Consider the following 17,764-nt stretch of genomic DNA (forward strand, 5'->3'; position numbering starts at 1 on the left):
CTCGAGGCCCGAGACGCGCAATGCTACAGATCTATGTCGAGCGACACCGGGCAATGATCGCTTCCCATGATGTCGGCGTGGATGGATGCATCCCGCACGGCATCGCGCAGCGCATCGCTCACCAAGAAATAGTCGATGCGCCATCCTGCGTTGTTCTTGCGCGCGTTGAAGCGATAGCTCCACCAGGAGTAAGCACCCGTCTCATCGGGATGCAGCATGCGGAACGTGTCGGCGAAACCGGCGTCCAAAAGTTCGGTAAACTTGCCGCGCTCCTCGTCGGAGAAGCCCGCATTGCCGCGGTTCGGACCAGGATTCTTCAGGTCTATCTCATTGTGGGCCACATTGAAGTCGCCGCAGGTGATGACCGGTTTGGGGGACGCAGTTGCACCAGGCGCGATGCGCGGCAGCTCCGACATGGCCACATGCCCCTCGCCCGCCGCGGGCTCCTGAACGGGAACGCCCGCAGGCAGCACGCCCGCCTCAAGGTTCTTGAGGAAGGAGCGGAAGGCGTCGTCCCACGCCATGCGATGGTCGATGCGCGCAAGCTCATTTTGAGCGTTGGGGGTGTACACGTCCACGAACCAAAACTTGGGAAACTCAAGCGCCACGATGCGCCCCTCGTCGTCGAGCTCGGGCACGCCCAAGCCATGCAGCGCGCGCAGCGGCGCCTCTCTCGTGAACACCGCCGTGCCGGAATAGCCTTTTCGCTCCGCATAGCTCCAGAATTGGTAGCGCCCATCGAGGCTCATCTCGATCTGCCCCTCTTGGAGCTTGGTCTCTTGCAGGGCGATAATATCGGCATCGAGCGCCGCTACGGAGTCCTCGAACCCCTTTTTCGCCACAGCGCGCAATCCGTTCACGTTCCACGATACCAGTCGCATGAGTTTCCTTTACTACGTGTTCATCCGGTCGTTTTACACAGCTTACCAAACCCCGCAGCAGCGCAACACAAAAGCCACAATACGGTGCTTGACGCTATAAGCCAAACATCACTTTGCCTAATTAAACTATGGCAAAGGCGCAGCCCGGTTTTGTCTCCATCCTGCAAGCATTCATCGACGCGCATCAGGATGACTCAAAGCTTTCCCTCGTGCTGTGCGGGGAAACGACCCCGCAGCAAAAAGCAACGCCGAAATAGACATTGTGGACCTGGACGACACGAAGACCGTCCTGATGGGCGAGGCAAATGGCGCAACAAATAAGGCAACGAGGCTTGCCGACGTGCCCTGCTCGCCTTGCCTGCGCTATTTGCGCTTGAACACCTTCATGATCTTGTCATGGAAGAGGATGGCCACGATGGCGATGACGGCGCAGGCGGCGAACAAGGCGATGCTCTGCACCCAGTTGCCCTGCATAAGACCGTTGGCCGCCATAGTGGACATGACCACGCCGGGAATACGTCCGATATTGGACAGCAGCACGAAATCGCGCATGCGCATGCCGGTAAGCGGCACCAGATAGGTGAACACATCCTTGGGGAGCCCGGGAATCAGGAACAGCACGAACACCATCACGTCAAGCTTGTCGCTCTCGTCGAAATCGCGCAGCTTGCTCATCCATTTCTCAGGAATCATGGCCTGTACGAAGGGAGCGCCCAGCTTGCTCACCACGAAGTAGATGAACGCGCTTGAAATCACGCAACCTGCCAGCACGATGGCCGCGCCGCCCCATGTGCCATACATCATGCCGGCAGCAACCTGGACCACCTCGCCGGGGATGAACGCCACCACAATCTGCAGAAACTGGAAGCCAAGCAAGATGAGTACGCCCGCAGGACCGGCGTTGCGCACCTGCTCCGTCACGCGCTCGAGGCCGCCTGGCGCGGTGAGTTCCATCACCACAGGCCAAATGAGGATGCACACCACGATCATCAGCACGAAAAAGGCGCCCAATCCGGCAAGCTTGAACACATCGGCCTTGGTCAGACGCGCCCAGCGCGGCTTGGTTGACACAGGCTGGTCAAGACGCTCTTCCAACTCTTCGCGCCTTTCATGAAGCTCCTCGCGCTTCACGTGCAAATCCTCGCGCAGCTCGGCTCCCTTGAGACGCAGCCTGCCTGTGCTGCTTGCAGATGCCTCGGCAGCCCTTTGCGGCGCCCTTTCGGCGGACATGCCCGACGAAGGGGCGCTGGCGTCCATTCGCTGCGCCGATGCGGACGATGTCGTCGGATGAGGGGCATTGGAAACTTGGCCGCCGGAATTGACTGTGTTGGGTTGCGCGTTATTCATGGCCCGCCTTCTTGCTTTGGTTTCAGACGCGCACCATTATGCCGTCGCACGCGTCAAAGGCGAGCCAGACGGCATAACTTTCATCAAGCTGTTGCGTTTCGTTGATACCCCGTTGACTTTTCGCAACCCTGGGGGTCAAGAGAAAGCGTCCGCCCGCGCATACACGCAGGCGGACGCTTGGTCGCACAGATGCAAAAGAATTGGCAGGACAAGTGACGGGCGGGCGCTATTCGCCCTTGCTGGCCTTGTCGAATTCTTCCTTGAACGCGGCGAACATGCCGGTAACCGAAGAGGAGGATTTCTTGGAGGCCGCCTTCTTGGCCGACGGCTTCGAAGCGCGCTTGGCGGGCGTCTCGTCTTCGTCCTCATCGTAGTCGTCATCGTCATCGGAAGAGTCCTTGGCGTCGGCCTTGCTGGCCTTATCGAACTCCTCCTTGAAGGCGGCGAACATGCCGCCCACCGTGGATTCGGCAGGCTCGTCCTCGGCCTCTTTGGCACGCTTTACCTCGTCGCGACCGCTGGCCTTATCGAATTCTTCCTTGAACGAAGAGAACATGTTCGACATCTCGGTATCGCCGGCAGCGGGCTCAGGAGCGCAAGGGGCATCGGATTCAGCCGCTTCGGCGTCGTCCGCCACGGCGAGGTCAGTTTCGTCCTCGCCGTTTTTGGCCTTGTCGAATTCCTCTTTGAATGCGCCGAACATGCCTTTGGTGGCAGCCACCTGTTTGCCTACGGCGTAGGCACCGTCGTTGATGGCCTCCCCCGCGGCGTGCGTGGCTTCTTGAACCTTGGGCTTATACTCGGCGACCTTCTCTTTTACGCGCGCAGTCGCCTTGGCCGTGAACTCGCCCGCGGCCTCCGCCCAGCCGCCCTCGGGCTGCAAGGCCCACACGTCGTCGGACACGAGGATGGCGCCCATGAACTCTTCGCCCGTCGTTTCTTCGCGCGAATCGTTGCGCACGGCGAGCTGCGCGCCCATGCCGCGTTTGAAGCCCAGGATATATTCCGCGGGAACGGTGAGCGTGCCCAGCAGATATTTCGCGGTCACGCCGTTGGACGCCACCACCTCGCGCACCTCGCCCGTAGCGAGCGAGAACGTGATGGTGCCCACGTATCCCACCGCCGTGCCATCGGCGGTCATGAGGGGCATGCCCTCCCACAGCACGCACTCATCCCAATTCACGCCCATCCTGCGGCATGCGGCAGGACCTGTGGTCTCGGCGTTCTCCTTGATAAGAACGTGCCCATCTACCAGGTCAAAGCTATCGATCGCCAAAAAAAGATCCTTGCGGCGGAACATCCACAGGAAATCGGGGCGCTTGATGATAAAACCGATGCAGCGCTTTTCAGACGGATGGAACACGCACGATTTCACGCGGCCGATGCTGCGTGTCCCGCGCTTTCCGCCGAACACGCGCAGCTTGTGCATATCGTTGCTGGTGGTGAGTTTCTTCTTAGCCATGGGGCTTCCTTCTTCGCGAAGAGGGCCGGCATGACGCCGGCCCCGGTCGTGGATCGTTCGCTTGCTGCCGCGAGTTATTCGGCGTCCTTCTTTTCCTCGACGGGCTGCTCTGCGGGCTCGGCGGGAGCGGCGGCCTCCGCGATCTGCTCGGGCTCGGCAACGTCGGCGGCAGCGCCCTCGGCGGCAATCGGCGCCTTTTCGGCAACCGCAGCGTGGGCGGCCTCGGCGTTCTTGGTCACCTGAGCGGCGATGCGCTCGCGAGCCGCATCGATCTTGGCGCGCAGCTCATCGTTTTTCTCGGCGAAGATGGGACGCACCGTATCTGCGGTCTCCTGCATGCGCTGGGCCGCGGCGGCAGCGCCGGTCTTGGCGTCGGCATATGCCTGCTTGGCTCCCGCAGCAGCGGCCTCATAGGCCTGCTTGGCGCCGGCGGATGCAGACTCATACGCCTGCTTGCCCATGGCGGCGGCGCGGGCACCGGCGGCCTGGCTTGCAGCGGTCACGTTGGTGTACACGGTCTGACCGAATTCCTGAGCCTGACCATAGGCGCGCTGCCCCTGAGCCACGGCGGTCGCGTAAGCCTCCTGGCCGCGCACGGCAACCTGGCCGCCAAGATCTTGAGCCTGACCCCACGCCTCGTTGGCACGCTCGGCCACCATGGCGCGCGTCTCAACGCCGGGACGAGGAGCGTACAGAAGGGCGACAGCAGCGCCGATCACGCCGCCTGCGAGAAAGATGCCGAGTTTGTTGGCCATGGTGATCCTCCTTATTCCGCAGCCGCCAAGGCGCATGCCGTGCGGCCGCATTGGTTCCATAACGCCATTATAGGAGAAAACGACCCGCTGCGCCGCTCCGTTGCCCATCTGGCAACCGATAGGCACACTATTGCGCGATTTTGCCCTCGCAAAAGGCAGAATCGTCAGACCCGCCGCGCCGTCTGTTCCCACGGGGCGGTCCCCCGCATGCCCCTCAAGGCCGCTGCGCCAATCGCCCTGACGGGTCCCCTGCATCCATCAGGGAAACCGCCTCATTGAGGTCGCGCGCCGCATCGCGCAATGCCGCAAGGGCCACGAGATCGTCGGCATAGCTGAGCTCGATGCGCGCAATGCGCCGCACGCGGCTTTCCCACTGGGTTTTTCCCACATAGGTGGCGCCTGTTGCGAAGCGCTCGCCCTCCATGCGCACCTGGTTCTCGATCGCCATGTGCTCAAGCAGGTGCGGAAGCGACGTGTCGCCCGCCACCGCCGCAAACGTATCGCCTCGCTCGTTCACACAAGCGTGCTCAAGAAGATGGGGATACGCAGGCGCAAGCATCGCAATGAGCGAAGGAGTCGTGCGAGCGTGACGCTCCTCTGCCACCTCGACTCGAGCAACGATGCGATCGGGTTTCACCGTGATATGGGAGATGCGGAGGGCGGAATCGGTCACGCCTGCTCCCCGTCGCCCGATTCCTCACCGCCCGATGACGCATCGGACGATCCGTCGCCGGCGCTCTCGCCGTTCTCGGCATCGGCGTCCGCATCGCTGCCGGATGCGCCTTCATCCCCCGACGCGCTTTCGCCATCAGCCGTCGCGCCCTCCGATTGCGTCTGGTCGACAAGCTGCGGCGTGGCCTGCGTATCGTTGGAGACCTTGACCAGCACGGTGGTGGTCGCCGCATCCCCCTCGCCCTCGACGATGGTCAAAGTCGAGCGGTCGCTCGAGAACGAATAGGTGCCCGAGCCCGTCAAGTCGGAGAAATGGAACGTAAGGCGCTTTGCGCCCGTATCGATCTCATAGGAATACTCCAGATCGGGCATGCGGATGTTCGAGCCGTCGATCACGACGGTCATCGTATTGTCTTGAGTGCGCCACTCCCCCTGAATATCGGCCGCATCGTCGTAGCGGAAAAACGCGTTCCACACGAAAAACGCGCCCAAAGCCACTGCCACGACCGCTGCTATGCCAACGATGCCGAGCACGACCCTCTTGGCGCCGCCCTTGCCTGGCGCGCCGTTTTTGTCTCTGCCCGCATCCTTGGAGCGCGGTGCGCGCCCCGATGCGCTTCGGGGGCGTTCTTGGCCTTCCGACTGGGAGCGACCCTTCGCCTCCGCGCGCGTTCGCAGACGACGGGATTGCGCCTTGGCAGGCTGCGACGAGCCTCGCATTCCGCGAGATGCCGACGCGCGCATCGGCGCTCCTCCCGACGTCGAACGTCCATCGCCCAGGTCAAAAAAGTCGGCCGGGCCGTTTTCTGCGAAAGATGCGTCTCCTCCGTCCGTCGACCCAACGCCGGTCGGCGGCACGGCCGCTCCGCCTGAGGCGGCAACGCTACTCGGCATGGCCGCGCCACCCGATCGCATCGCCGCGCCACCTACCCCGAACGAAGCAGCATCCCCCGCAAAGGGAATACGCGCCTCGGGAGGATTGGGCACAGAGGGGACCTCGGGGAACAAGGCCGCATGCGGAGTTTGCGATGCGGCCGCGGAGGCATCCTGCTCGTTCGGCGCATCGGCGCGGGCGATGTCCTGCCTCGACGTGGGGCGAGCGGTCTTTTTGTTTCTAACCGAGGGGCGTTTCTTGGGCGTTGCCATGACGTTCGATGTTCCTTCGTGCCGGGTGCGGGGTTATGCCGATGTGTACCAAACGCTGCCGAGGATGTATTCCATGGTGTCGTCGGTCACCGTCCAGCCATCGTCGGTGCGCGCGACGGTAACCAGCAGCGAGTGCGAGCGCGGGCTCACGCTGTCAAATGACTCGAGATACGCCTGTTTGAGAAATGCTTTGTACGCCTCCTCATCCTGGGCGTCGGTCGCCCCCGATTCCACTGCCTGAGCGAATTCATTCGCCTGGTCGGCGAGGCTTTTCGACGTCACCTCTACACTCACCCATGCGGTTTGCCCCTGCACGTCAACGTTAGCAGCCGTGCACGAGAAGCCGGATAGCAGCTGCGTAGCCAGTTCTTCGGGCTGAATTCCCAAGTCGGAGAGCGTATAGCTCACCTCGGTGTTAATCCCCTGGTCGTAATCCTCCATGAATTCCGACACGAAGCTCGTGAACGCGCCGCCCTCATCGGAGGCGAGCGCGGAAAAGGCGGCACTGATCTGGTCGGCGGCAACCACGGCCTCCACCGCTGAAACGCTTCCCTCAGACGAATCGGCGCTGTCGCCCGATTCGGACGGCTCCTGAGTCGAGGCGCCGTCGGAAGATGCACTCGAATCCGTCGCAGCCATGCCGTCGGCGGCTTCCTGATCGCCGAACGGGACGTGCGACAAAAGAAGCGTTGCGGCTGCGCCCGCGATAACAAGCACCACGCCCGCCACAGCTATGCCCAACGCCGCAATCCTGCGACGTCGAGCGGCATGGGCGCGAGCGGCCTGCTGGGCGCGCACGTTAGCGGCCTCCTGCGCAAGATCGCGATAATCGCGCGCAGGGCCCGGAGGAGCGGGGGGCAAAGGCGCCTCGCTCATGCTGGCGCCCCCGGCACCAAACGCAGGAGCAGCCGCCCCCGCCTCGGCGAGAGAATCCGTCAGCGACTCGCCGGTCGTGCCGCCGCGTTGCTTGTTTTCCGCATCCGCCATCTCAGCGCCCCGCAAGCAATACGTTATTCAGGCTTGATGTATTCCATGCCGCCCATGTAGGGACGCAGCACCTCGGGCACCTTGATAGATCCGTCGGCCTGCTGGTAGTTCTCCATTACGGCAGCCATGGTGCGGCCCGTGGGAAGGCCGCTTCCGTTGAGCGTGTGCACGTAACGAGAGCCCTTGAAGTTGGCGGGGTCACGGTACTTGATGTTGGCGCGACGCGCCTGGAAATCACCGCAGTTGGAGCAGCTGGAAATCTCCTTATAGCCGTTGTAGCTGGGCAGCCACACCTCGATGTCATAGGTCTGACGGGCAGAAAAGCCCAGGTCGCCCGTGCACAGGCTGATGACGCGGTACGGAAGCCCCAGCTGCTGCAGGATGTATTCGGCCTCGGCGGTCATGCTCTCGAGCTCGTCGTCGGACTCCTCCGGCTTGGCGAACTTGACCATTTCCACCTTGGTGAACTGATGCTGGCGAATGATGCCGCGCGTATCACGGCCGGCGCTGCCCGCCTCTTCGCGGAAGCACGGCGTGCCCGCGGTGTATCGCAGGGGCAGCTGGGAGGCATCCAGGATTTCGCCCGCATGCAGGTTGGTGAGCGCCACCTCTGCCGTGGGAATGAGGAACTGGTCCACGCCGGTGTGGTAGGCGTCGTCTTCGAACTTGGGCAGCTGGCCCGTACCGTACATGATCTCGCGGTTCACAATCACGGGCGGGATGAACTCCTTGAATCCGCGCGAGATATGCGTATTCAGGAAGAAGTTCTGCAGCGCGCGGTCGAGCATGGCGCCGGCTCCGGCGAGCACCGTGAAGCGTGCGCCGGCGAGCTTTGCTCCGCGATCGAAATCAAGGATGCCCAGGTCGGTGCCAAGATCCCAATGCGGCTTGGCCTCAAAGCCCTCGGCGGCAAAATCGCGCGGGGTGCCCCAACGGCGACGCTCGGGATTCTCGGATTCATCCTTGCCCACGGGCGTAGCCTCGCAGGGGATGTTGGGAATACGCGCCATGAAGTCATCCAGCTGCGCCTCGAGCCCGCTGCGGCGAGCCGCCAATCCCTCGATCTGCTCGTTCACCTTGCGGACGGCTTCCTTAGCGGCCTCCGCCTCATCGCGCTTGCCGTCGCGCATGAGCGCGCCGATGTTCTTGGATTCGGCATTGCGGGTTGCCTGCAGCTCTTCAACCTGCGTGATCACAGAGCGGCGCTCCTCGTCGAGCGTGAAGAACTTCTCGCGGTCCCACGAGGTCTGACGATTCGCCATGGCGGCGTCAATGGCATCAGGATTCTCGCGCACAAAGCGAATATCCAGCATGGGGTCTCCTTAGGGATTGTTATCGTGCATTGTCGTATCCGCTCAGTATACCCCAGCATCGCACACGAATCGCAAAGCGCCCGCAAACGAACAGACTCGCAGCGGAGCGCCAGTTAGCCCCGCCGCGCTTCACCTCGCCTCAAGCTCTCCATTGCTCAATCAAGCTCACCAATACGCCGACAGCAATATAGGCGGATGTCACGTACTCGCATTCGCCCGAATTCCAGCCCTGCGCGCCATCTAGCCTCCGAGAAACATCATTCATGGTATTATAATGGCTTTATTATCTCTCAAAAGGAGGATAGTATGACCATCATCCCCATTAAAGAGCTCAAAGACACCGCCGCCATTGCCCAGAAGTGCCGCGAACTGGACGAGCCTATCCATATCACCAAAAACGGATACGGCGAGATGGTGATTATGAGCACCAAAACGTTCGAACGCTACGAATCGGCTCTTCAGCAATTGATGCAGCAGGCGCTCATTCGCCAGCAGGACCTGCAGGAGACCGTCGCAGCCGTGAAAGAGGGGCTTGCCGATGTCGCGGAAGGACGTACGGTGGATGCCCGCGACGCAATTGCTCGCATAAGGCAGAGCCATGGACTATAGCGTACGCTTCACCAACAGATTCGTCGCCGATTTAACATCCGTCGTCTCCTATCTCAAAGACCAACTTCACGCCCCGCAAGCAGCAAGTGCGGTGTTGGATGAGCTGGAGAACACGGTGGAAATACTCGAGCAAACCCCCAGCATCTTCCCTATCGATTGGGACGTCTCCGACATGCTGGGCGTGGCCGTGCAAAAAGCGCCCATCCGCGCCTATAGGGCACTGTACTCCGTCAACGAGGACGAGGGCATCGTGCACCTTCTTACCCTCCGACATTCAGCCCAGGACATATCAACGCTCGCGGTTGATGACGAGTTGCTTCTCTAATCAGACAAAGCGCCGGGGCTCGCGCACCCCTATGCCCCAACGACACCCCTGCGATGCTCGCCGCGCTCGAGCTTGGGCCCCACGCGGTTGAACGCCTCCAAAAGCGCCGGGTTGAACGTGCCGCATTTGCCCTCGTTGATCATGTCCATTGCCACTTCGTGCGAAAACGCCGGCTTATATACACGCGCGTTCGTCAGCGCGTCGTACACGTCGGCAAGCGACACAACCTGCGCGGCGACGGAGATCTCGTCGCCCACCAGCCCATCGGGGTAGCCGCGCCCGTCCCAGCGCTCATGATGGTGGCGACAGATGTCCTGCGCGAAGGAATAGATGCTCTCCACCTCGGCGGCGTGCGGCATCAGGGCGAGCATCTCCGACCCGCGCACGGTGTGGAGCTTCATGATCTCGAACTCCTCAGGCGTGAGCTTGCCCGGCTTCTGGAGAATCGCATCGGGAATGGCGATCTTGCCCACATCATGCAGGATGGAGGCGGTCGCGATGAGCGCCACCTGCTCGTCAGTCAGCGTGCCGCGCATCTCGGGCGCCGCCAAAAGCAACGCGGTGATGTCGCGGATGCGCAAGACGTGTTCGCCGCTTTCGCCGTCGCGAAACTCGATCGCCATTGCAAGCGTCTCGATCATGGCGGAATTCACGCGGTTGAGCTCGGCGAGCTGACGCGCGATTTCCTCCTGCTGCTCGGCCACGGTCATGGCGAGCCATTCGGTTTTGCGGAACAAATCGATTGCGTTGTTCACGCGGCGACGCAGGAAGTAAGGGCTGAACGGCTTGTTGATCACGTCCACGGCGCCCATATCGTAGCCGCGCTTGAGAGTGTCACTTGCCGTTTCGGCCGTGATGAGAAAAAACGGGATGCGCTCGGTGTAGCGCTGTTCCGCAGCCCAGCGCAGCACCTCGATGCCATCGAGGTCCGGCATCACGATGTCGAGGAGAACCGCCGCCAGGCGAGGCGCGTGTGCTTCGATGAGCTCCTTCGCCTGGATGCCGCCCTCCGCTTCGACGATCTCGAACTCGCGCCTGAACACCTCGGTGAGGATCGCGCGGTTCATCTCCACATCATCGACCACCAAGATGGTGTCGCGTCGCTTCAGCTCCATCACGCATCCTCCTTGTTCCTTCGCGCCGCGGCTGCCGCCCCGCAAGCGGTCTTGGCCAACTGTCTCCACATGCCGCTCAAAGCCGGCCTGGGCAACCGCTCCGCATGCTGCTTCAGGGCGGTCTCGAAGCGCTTGGCATCGGCCTCAAACCCTAGGCTTCGAGTATACGCCGCCCGCATGTACACGGGCACGGAGCAATTGGGTGGGTGCTTCGTATTTCCAGAACACGTGTCGACTATGCCCCGCATCGCACTCGCTCCGCACGCCCTGCAAACACGCGGCACTCCCCCACGCCCACCAAACGCATCGCCCTCCCTGCACCTCGCTAACGCACCACGCTCCTTGCACCTCGCAAACGCGTCGCTCTCCCTGCATCTCGCAAACGCACCGCGTACCCCACAACGCCGCATTACGAACCGTGCCGCAAATTTTGGACAAGTTTGCAGGTTAGCCGGGCGCTGGCATATCACTAAAAAGTAACCTGAGGTTTTTACCTGAGGAAATACCGCACTGCCGCGACATGGAAGAGGCCGAGCGACCCCGCGCGACCCGAACCTCATTCCAATCCGACGAAAATGCCGAAATATCCCCGGCTATCCTGAATATTTGTCCAAAAATCAAAGGCTCGCGCGCAAAGCGCCTAAAGCTCGCGCATCGAGCTCGAAAGCAGCGCATACAGGGTGAACGCCGCCCACAGCCCTGCGAGCACGATGGCCGCCAGGCCCACGCCGAGCCACGCGACCAGAACCGACGCGATGAACACCGCCACGGGCGCCACCACCAACATGAGCGCGTTCTGCGTGCCCAGCGTTGCACCGCGCACCTCGTCGGGAATTAGATCGAATACTTTGAAATTGAGCAACGCCGACAAAGGCCCCGAAGCAAACCCCAGGAGCGCCGCGCCCGCTAGGAGCACCGGATAGCTCGGCAGCGTCGCCATGATCGCGATACCCGCCATCATGCCCACAAGCGAGAGCGAATACCATGTGCGGTTGGAAAGCTTGGAAGCGAGCTTCGCATAGATGAGCGAAGCCGCCAGCACGCCCGCCGACATGACGGTAAGCACGTACCCCAGCAGGTCGGCCCTATCTCCGAGCGTAAAATGCACCGGCAGAATCAAACCCTGATAGCCGCCGATTACCATGAGCACGCACATCGAAAGCAGCACGGACATGCGAATGACGGGGCTCCCTGCGAACAGCGTGCGCAGGCCGTCTTTCGTCGACCGCAGTGCCATGCGCACGCACATCGAAAGCAGCACGGACATGCGAATGACGGGGCTCCCTGCGAACAGCGTGCGCAGGCCGTCTTTCGTCGACCGCAGTGCCATGCGCACCGGATGAGGCTCGCGATTCTCGCGCGACGGCACCTTGCCCACCCCGCGCGGCACGGTAAGCGTGATGAACGCCGCGGCGGCAGAGGTGCAGGCGGTGATGACAAGCGCGTTGGTCGCGCCCGCAAGCCCCATGCACAGCGCCGCTACGGCAGGCCCCACGATGGTCATCAGACTCTCAACGGACTGCTGCAGCCCCACGAACCGCTGCATGCTCACGCCGTCACGCTCGCACACCGCGGGAAGAAGGGAGTCTCGCGCCGTCATTCCGGGCACATCGCCCACGGCCCCCAGCAGGCCAAATAGCACGAACCACCCGAAATTAAGACCTACCGTGGCGTCAATGACGGGAAGCATGGCCACCGAGGCGGCGGATATGAGATCCGATACGACAGACACATCGCACCTGTTCAGACGATCGACCAATGCGCCTCCCGCAACGCCCGCCAGCGCCTGCGGAATCATGGTGATCAGCGCGAGCGCGCCGGCAGCAAGCGGATCGCCCGTGGTGGCCAGCAGCACGAGCGGCAGGATCACGCCTGCAACGGAATTGCCCAAGAGCGACAGTGCGCTCGAGACGAGAAACCGCAGCGACACCGGCCCCGCCATGGGCCCCTCGCCCATATCGCTCAGACCGTTCATGCCCGCCGCACCGTCCGCATTGCTCGCCGCACCGTCCGCATTGCCCGCCGCACCGTTCGCATCGCCCATCGCACCGTCCGCATTGCTCGCCGCGCCGTCGGCGTTGCTCATCGCGCCGTCCGCGTCACCGCAAAGATTGCTGCCGTTTTTCGCATTCATTATTGACCCTTTCTCTCTTGAAGGGCCATTGAAAACTATGACGTTACGTCTGGGTCAAGAACGTCCCATCGAAATCGATTTCTTCCGATATCCTCTTGAGAATGGCCGCGGTCACGCGCTTCTGGGCGTCGTTGTATATTTCGCTTTCGTACAGGCCGATAATCCATTGCAGCTGCTCGAACTCGCCATCTTCCTCGTCCATGCTGCCGTAGCGTTCCAGGTAGTCACGAAGCACGGGCGCGAAAAACTCGGCAGCACGACGCGTCAGGCTCTCGCACTCCTCATCAGACGCATCCGCCGGCAGCGTCATCATCTCATTGCTCAAAGCAACATATTCGTCCATGCCGCCCTCGCGCTCAATGAACTCATCGAGACGAATGATGCCGTCTATGACCTTCTCGCCTTCTTTGTGGCCGCTCACCAAAAGAATCTGCTCCAGTTCGAGAGCAGAAAGAACGCTGCTCGCTCCGTATTTATGCAGAAGCGCCATGTGCGCGACGATGGCAGGCGACGCCTCTAACACAGGAGCCGCCTCAGAAAGCTCCTGCTTGAGCTGGTCTATGACCCGACGCTTTTCCCTTAAGAGCTCGATTTGCTCCGCAAGCTCGATATCGAGCTGGTCAAGCGCCGCATAGGCATCGATGGGTTGCAAGGATCCTGCCGCCTCGATTCCGCCCTGCTCGCGGTTCAGCATGGCGCCCACTTGCCCAAGCGAGAATCCCAGCGAAGCAAGACGTTTGATGCGCAGCACGCGCGCCACGTCTACAGCGCCGTATTCGCGATATCCGTTGGCAGATCGCTGCGGCTCGGGAAGGATACCCAACTGATGGTAATGCCTCAGCGTGCGCACCGTTACGCCCGCGAATTCGGCCACTTCCTTGCTGCGCACGACTCCCCCTCGTCCGTTATGGGCGCAAGTCCCACGATGCCCCTGCGTCCAAATGCAATCCAACCCAAGAAAAAACAAGCCAGGCCGTCGCCCCACAGCGCGCTGACGGGCAAAAGCGAGATATCCGCAAACCGAAACACCCCGCAACCCAGCGAGCCCCATTGGACGCATTATCGAGGGCCCAGATATCGCTCGAATCTCCGGCGCAGACCCGCAGGCATCGACGCTTGCCTAACGCGAGAGCGAAGCCCGGTCGCAGCGGTCGCAGCGATGGAGCAAGGCTCCTATAAGGCCCGCAGAACCTCCATAGCCTGATCGTATGCCGATTTCAGCGGCGGGAAGACGGTACGCGCCACTTCGACATCGCCCGCACGCAAGCTTTCCACCACGGGACCCGTCGCTCGCGCCACATCCGTAAGCTCCAATGTTGCCGATGTGCCTTTAAGCGTATGCGCAGCCTCGAATGCCGACTTCGCATCGCCTGCGTCCATGGCGGCAACGAGCTTGCCGTAGCTCTCGTCGTTCACGAACTTTCCGAGGAACCGCACATACATGGCCTCACTGCCCATGAAGCGCTCCACCGCCGCATCGTAATCGGCGACCCCCGCAAGGGCCTCTTTGATGTTCGCCATGGCAATCCCTTTCCTTTCGGTTGGCGATGAATGACGAGCGTGGTGTTCGATGGCGCGCTCTTGGTTTGCGCGCACCTAACGGCGCCGCTTGCCTCATGATACGACACGACGACGCGCTACCACGAGCAAAATGCCCGCAAAGCACCCACCCGTACCGATAAGCCGACGCCGGGCACAAGCGTCCAATGCTGCACCACACCCCGAAGTCCAGGCCAGCACGGCCACGCCAACTGTGCGCCACTCGTGTAAGAAGGGCGCGCGTCTTGCCATGAAGCCCAGCTCCCTCTAAAATGCTTGCGGAATACACAAGGGTCGGCCGCTGCGCGCAGCCGGGCGTGCCCGACCGTAGAAAGAGGCCTCATGGATTTCAATGCTATCTACCATTTCCTATTTGAAAGCTTCGCGGGCATCGGCGTGCTTGTGCTCGCTATCCTTCTGATTTCGATCCTCGCATGCGTCATCATGGAGTGGAAGACCCGCCGCACCTTTAAAGACCGCGGCCCCGCCGAGGACGACGACGATTTCATGTTCTTCGACGACGATGAGGACGATAAATAACCCGCGCCGTTGACGCGTGCAGTCTTGCGATACGATGAAGGCCGTCGGCTGCGAAGCCGGCGGCCTTTCTTGTGCCAGGAAGCCCATTCGCGTGCCCAACGCCTCCGCTTTCGCACAGCACCCTGCGTTCCCTCATGCCCCGGATTGCAGCGGGTCGCGCCCCAAGCTGCAACCCGCTCCTTTCGGGCCCGGTCTCCAGCCCCTCGTCGGCCGCCCGCCCAGGTCCTTAGTCCTCGCCATTGTCGTTCTTTTGCCCCTCGCCGGCGTCCTCCACGCGGGCGTGCTTGCCGCGCTTCTCCTTCAAGGCAGCCCGCTTAGCCGCAAGCCGGTCGCGCCATGGCGTGCGCTCGTGGTCGGCGCGCGGAGAGGGCGCGATGCGCGTGCCCGTAATCAAGCCGTTCAGCATCACAAACGGATGCCCCATGGCGCTGCGCACCGCACGCACGATGACGCTCAGCGCCCAAATGGCGAAAAACACCAGCAACACGGCCACGAGCAGCGCGGGGTCTACCCACTTCTCGCTGGCGCGCATGGCAAGAGGCAACCCCTGCACAAGCGCGGCAGGCGCCGCCACCACAAGCAGATACAGCACGAGATAGCGCAATCCACGGCGCCACCAGGGCGCCTTCGACCCATCGGGGGCCACGATCCGAAGGCGCAGCACCCGCTGCCCCGGCGTGGCGGAACCGGGCAGGGCGGGAATCAGCACGAAGCATATGGCGAATACGGCGGTCTCCGCCGCTTGATGGTCGGCGATAGCGCTCAAGCCGGCATCCTTCCACGCGCTGCCCACAAGCGCCGCAGCGAGCGATGCGATAAGCATGTCCACCGCGAACGAAACGATGCGCCTGGTAAGCGTTGCGCGCGAGCCCTTCTCCCACGCCTCCTGGTTTACCTCGTCCATATCGGGCAGCACGCGCGCCAGCAGAAGCGCCAGCCAGAAGCCCACCATCGATCCGGTAGTGTTGGTGATCAAGTCATCTACGTCGAACAGGCGATACGGATGCTCGTAGATGCCGAACAAGCCCGTAATCTGGGACGTTTCGAAGAAGAGCGTCCACAGAAAGCCCAGGATGAGCACCTGCCACCATGTACGATGAAAGTAATAGCGCAGAAAGAACCCGAACGGAACCGTAAGCAGCACGTTGAACAGCACCTGATATACCGCGGGCGTCGTGAGCGCCGCCACCCATGTAGACGAGTCCGACGTCACGTGCGAGCTTCGCGCTATCTCGCCGATGAAGGAGAACGGCACAAGCTGCGGATGGGCGGCATAGGGCACATACACGTCCTGCGCGGGCAGCGGAAGAATGACCAGGAAATAAGCCGCCATCAGATAGAGCACGAACAGGTACACGACGAACGTGCGCCACCAGGGCACGCTGCCGAACCTGCGGTACTGCACCACCAGATACGGCAGCGTGATGAGCGCCGCGGCAAACGGGAACGCGATGCAGGCTATCGCGATATTATTCAGATAGACGTTAGAGAACATGGGCGAATCCAGAAGCGAAGATCAATCGGGCGAAACGGCACATGTGCGAAAGCGGAAACTCAGCATCCGCGCATGACGCAGGCCTACAGCTTCGTCGCTTTGCCAAGCACGGCGCTCTCCGCGGTTACCGGAGTGCCGTCGGCAAGCACGTGATGCGGCAAAAGCTCAAGCAGCGGCTTCACCACGAAATCGCGCTCGCAAACGCGCGGGTGCGGCAGCGTAAGCTCCTCGGTGCTCACCACGTACATCTGGTAGTCGATGATATCCAGGTCGAGCGTGCGCGGCCCATTCTCAATCTCGCGTACGCGCCCCAGGCTGTCCTCTATGGCATGCAGGTATCGCAGCAGCTCTTTCGGCGGCACGCCGGTGCGCGCAAGCACCACGGCGTTCACGAATGCGTCCTGGTCTTCGTAGTAGGCGGGCTCGCTCTCGTAATAGCCGGAGATATCGACAATCTGCGTGTCGGGAATGGAGCACAGCCCCGTGATGGCCTGCTGCAGGTTGGCGATCTTGCCCTCGGTCTCCTCGCCGGGATTGGCCACCAGGGCAACGTTCGACCCCAAGCCGATCAGCACATAGGGGCGCAGATCCTTGAGAGCGGCAGCCGTCGCCTCCACGTTGTGCGTACGCACGACCGAGGCGCCCAACTCGCACGCGGCCAACGCCTCGCTCGCCGATGCCTGGTCGCGGTCGGCGGGGTTCTCGATCCCATACGCCGCGCCGATGTAGCTCTTGCGCGACACCGCGCACATCGCGGGATATCCCAGGCGGCAGATCTCGTGGAAGTTGCGCATGAGCTCCATGGTCTGCGACGCGGTTTTCCCGAACCCGGGACCGGGGTCGACGCAAATGCGTTCACGCGCCACGCCGGCAGCTTCAAGCTTGGATGCCTGGCCGGCTAGGTAATCGCGCACCTCGGTCACCACGTCACCATATTGGGGATCGTCCTGCATCGTCGCGGGATCGCCCTTCATATGCATGACCACCAGCCCTGCGTCGCACCCCAGGGCAACATCCACCATTGCCGGATCCGAAAAGCCCGTCACGTCATTGATGATGGCGGCGCCCGCTTCCACGCACGCTTGGGCAACCTCGGCATGGCGCGTGTCAATGCTCACGCATATTCCCAGGTCGGCAAGCTGGCGAACAACGTCGAGAACGCGAGAGAGCTCCTCCTCCACGCTTACCTCTGCGGCGCCCGGGCGCGCGGACTCGCCGCCCACATCGATGATCTGCGCACCCGCATCCACCATGGCGCGGGCATGCTTTACCGCCGATGCGAAATCGGCGTGCGCGCCCCCGTCAGAGAACGAATCGGGCGTCACGTTGAGGATGCCCATAATCACCGGCACGCGCGAGTCGAACTCGAACGCTCCACATTTCCACATCATTCGAAAGGTCCTTTCGCCAGAATGCGCGTACCGAAAACGCGCAATGAAGGATG

General features: G+C 62.1%; 17 protein-coding genes. 3 read left to right on the forward strand and 14 right to left on the reverse strand.

The window, feature by feature from the left end:
* Positions 1-23: 23 nt before the first annotated feature.
* From DMP06_RS05880 to serS, 8 genes are all read right to left on the reverse strand, one after another.
* Positions 24-881 carry an exodeoxyribonuclease III gene (locus DMP06_RS05880; RefSeq protein ID WP_123208819.1) on the reverse strand — a complete coding sequence of 286 codons (858 nt, stop codon included), beginning with the start codon at positions 879-881 and terminating at the stop codon, positions 24-26.
* Positions 882-1,244: 363 nt separating this feature from the next.
* Complete coding sequence (locus DMP06_RS05885; RefSeq protein ID WP_245962401.1) at positions 1,245-2,228, reverse strand: TVP38/TMEM64 family protein; 984 nt, start codon at positions 2,226-2,228, stop codon at positions 1,245-1,247.
* 226 nt (positions 2,229-2,454) lie between these two features.
* Complete coding sequence (locus tag DMP06_RS05890; RefSeq protein WP_123208820.1) at positions 2,455-3,690, reverse strand: PRC-barrel domain-containing protein; 1,236 nt, start codon at positions 3,688-3,690, stop codon at positions 2,455-2,457.
* A gap of 74 nt (positions 3,691-3,764) precedes the next feature.
* On the reverse strand, positions 3,765-4,445 hold the full coding sequence (locus DMP06_RS05895; RefSeq protein WP_161957840.1) for a YtxH domain-containing protein: 681 nt from the start codon (positions 4,443-4,445) through the stop codon (positions 3,765-3,767).
* Positions 4,446-4,659: 214 nt separating this feature from the next.
* A complete protein-coding gene (locus DMP06_RS05900) occupies positions 4,660-5,118 on the reverse strand; it encodes a cyanophycin synthetase family protein (RefSeq protein ID WP_123208822.1) in 459 nt (152 codons plus the stop codon).
* A complete protein-coding gene (locus DMP06_RS05905; protein ID WP_123208823.1) occupies positions 5,115-6,263 on the reverse strand; it encodes a TrbL/VirB6 family protein in 1,149 nt (382 codons plus the stop codon). Before DMP06_RS05905 ends, DMP06_RS05900 begins: the two co-directional genes overlap by 4 nt.
* Before the next feature lie 33 nt (positions 6,264-6,296).
* Positions 6,297-7,250, reverse strand: a complete 954-nt coding sequence (locus DMP06_RS05910) for a hypothetical protein (protein WP_123208824.1) — start codon at positions 7,248-7,250, stop codon at positions 6,297-6,299.
* 23 nt (positions 7,251-7,273) lie between these two features.
* Positions 7,274-8,563 carry a serine--tRNA ligase gene (gene serS, locus DMP06_RS05915; RefSeq protein WP_123208825.1) on the reverse strand — a complete coding sequence of 430 codons (1,290 nt, stop codon included), beginning with the start codon at positions 8,561-8,563 and terminating at the stop codon, positions 7,274-7,276.
* 306 nt (positions 8,564-8,869) lie between these two features.
* Here serS and DMP06_RS05920 point away from each other — a divergent pair, with 306 nt between their 5' ends.
* Together DMP06_RS05920 and DMP06_RS05925 are read left to right on the forward strand one after the other, a co-directional pair.
* A complete protein-coding gene (locus DMP06_RS05920; protein ID WP_123208826.1) occupies positions 8,870-9,172 on the forward strand; it encodes a type II toxin-antitoxin system Phd/YefM family antitoxin in 303 nt (100 codons plus the stop codon).
* Positions 9,162-9,497 (forward strand): type II toxin-antitoxin system RelE/ParE family toxin, encoded by a 336-nt coding sequence (locus DMP06_RS05925; RefSeq protein WP_123208827.1) that lies wholly within the window; start codon positions 9,162-9,164, stop codon positions 9,495-9,497. Before DMP06_RS05920 ends, DMP06_RS05925 begins: the two co-directional genes overlap by 11 nt.
* Positions 9,498-9,526: 29 nt before the next feature.
* Here the strand turns inward: DMP06_RS05925 and DMP06_RS05930 are convergent, their stop codons facing one another.
* The 4 genes from DMP06_RS05930 to DMP06_RS05950 all read right to left on the reverse strand — a co-directional run bounded on the left by DMP06_RS05930 (position 9,527) and on the right by DMP06_RS05950 (position 14,267).
* Positions 9,527-10,612: an HD-GYP domain-containing protein gene (locus DMP06_RS05930; RefSeq protein ID WP_123208828.1), complete on the reverse strand. Its 1,086-nt coding sequence runs from the start codon at positions 10,610-10,612 to the stop codon at positions 9,527-9,529.
* Between the two features lie 640 nt (positions 10,613-11,252).
* Positions 11,253-12,746: an MFS transporter gene (locus tag DMP06_RS05940; RefSeq protein ID WP_245962402.1), complete on the reverse strand. Its 1,494-nt coding sequence runs from the start codon at positions 12,744-12,746 to the stop codon at positions 11,253-11,255.
* 43 nt (positions 12,747-12,789) lie between these two features.
* Positions 12,790-13,635 (reverse strand): MerR family transcriptional regulator, encoded by an 846-nt coding sequence (locus DMP06_RS05945; RefSeq protein WP_161957841.1) that lies wholly within the window; start codon positions 13,633-13,635, stop codon positions 12,790-12,792.
* Between the two features lie 284 nt (positions 13,636-13,919).
* On the reverse strand, positions 13,920-14,267 hold the full coding sequence (locus DMP06_RS05950; protein ID WP_123208831.1) for an Hpt domain-containing protein: 348 nt from the start codon (positions 14,265-14,267) through the stop codon (positions 13,920-13,922).
* A 360-nt stretch (positions 14,268-14,627) separates the two neighbouring features.
* Here DMP06_RS05950 and DMP06_RS05955 point away from each other — a divergent pair, with 360 nt between their 5' ends.
* Positions 14,628-14,825 carry a DUF6724 family protein gene (locus DMP06_RS05955; RefSeq protein ID WP_123208832.1) on the forward strand — a complete coding sequence of 66 codons (198 nt, stop codon included), beginning with the start codon at positions 14,628-14,630 and terminating at the stop codon, positions 14,823-14,825.
* A gap of 226 nt (positions 14,826-15,051) precedes the next feature.
* Here the strand turns inward: DMP06_RS05955 and DMP06_RS05960 are convergent, their stop codons facing one another.
* Positions 15,052-16,320, reverse strand: coding sequence for a VanZ family protein (locus DMP06_RS05960; RefSeq protein ID WP_123208833.1), 1,269 nt, complete (start codon positions 16,318-16,320; stop codon positions 15,052-15,054).
* Positions 16,321-16,403: 83 nt separating this feature from the next.
* Positions 16,404-17,711: a dihydropteroate synthase gene (folP, locus tag DMP06_RS05965; protein ID WP_123208834.1), complete on the reverse strand. Its 1,308-nt coding sequence runs from the start codon at positions 17,709-17,711 to the stop codon at positions 16,404-16,406.
* Positions 17,712-17,764: the final 53 nt, after the last annotated feature.

It is taken from the genome of Slackia equolifaciens, from assembly GCF_003725995.1.
Taxonomy (GTDB): domain Bacteria; phylum Actinomycetota; class Coriobacteriia; order Coriobacteriales; family Eggerthellaceae; genus Slackia; species Slackia equolifaciens.

Bases quoted from the DNA above. Each gene is read 5' to 3' on its own strand.
- DMP06_RS05940 (WP_245962402.1), bottom strand. From the start codon at position 12,746: ATGAATGCGAAAAACGGCAGCAATCTTTGCGGTGACGCGGACGGCGCG.
- DMP06_RS05955 (WP_123208832.1), top strand. From the start codon at position 14,628: ATGGATTTCAATGCTATCTACCATTTCCTATTTGAAAGCTTCGCGGGC.
- DMP06_RS05905 (WP_123208823.1), bottom strand. From the start codon at position 6,263: ATGGCAACGCCCAAGAAACGCCCCTCGGTTAGAAACAAAAAGACCGCT.
- DMP06_RS05925 (WP_123208827.1), top strand. From the start codon at position 9,162: ATGGACTATAGCGTACGCTTCACCAACAGATTCGTCGCCGATTTAACA.
- serS (WP_123208825.1), bottom strand. From the start codon at position 8,563: ATGCTGGATATTCGCTTTGTGCGCGAGAATCCTGATGCCATTGACGCC.
- DMP06_RS05950 (WP_123208831.1), bottom strand. From the start codon at position 14,267: ATGGCGAACATCAAAGAGGCCCTTGCGGGGGTCGCCGATTACGATGCG.
- DMP06_RS05930 (WP_123208828.1), bottom strand. From the start codon at position 10,612: ATGGAGCTGAAGCGACGCGACACCATCTTGGTGGTCGATGATGTGGAG.
- DMP06_RS05920 (WP_123208826.1), top strand. From the start codon at position 8,870: ATGACCATCATCCCCATTAAAGAGCTCAAAGACACCGCCGCCATTGCC.
- folP (WP_123208834.1), bottom strand. From the start codon at position 17,711: ATGATGTGGAAATGTGGAGCGTTCGAGTTCGACTCGCGCGTGCCGGTG.
- DMP06_RS05885 (WP_245962401.1), bottom strand. From the start codon at position 2,228: ATGAATAACGCGCAACCCAACACAGTCAATTCCGGCGGCCAAGTTTCC.
- DMP06_RS05895 (WP_161957840.1), bottom strand. From the start codon at position 4,445: ATGGCCAACAAACTCGGCATCTTTCTCGCAGGCGGCGTGATCGGCGCT.
- DMP06_RS05960 (WP_123208833.1), bottom strand. From the start codon at position 16,320: ATGTTCTCTAACGTCTATCTGAATAATATCGCGATAGCCTGCATCGCG.
- DMP06_RS05910 (WP_123208824.1), bottom strand. From the start codon at position 7,250: ATGGCGGATGCGGAAAACAAGCAACGCGGCGGCACGACCGGCGAGTCG.
- DMP06_RS05880 (WP_123208819.1), bottom strand. From the start codon at position 881: ATGCGACTGGTATCGTGGAACGTGAACGGATTGCGCGCTGTGGCGAAA.
- DMP06_RS05890 (WP_123208820.1), bottom strand. From the start codon at position 3,690: ATGGCTAAGAAGAAACTCACCACCAGCAACGATATGCACAAGCTGCGC.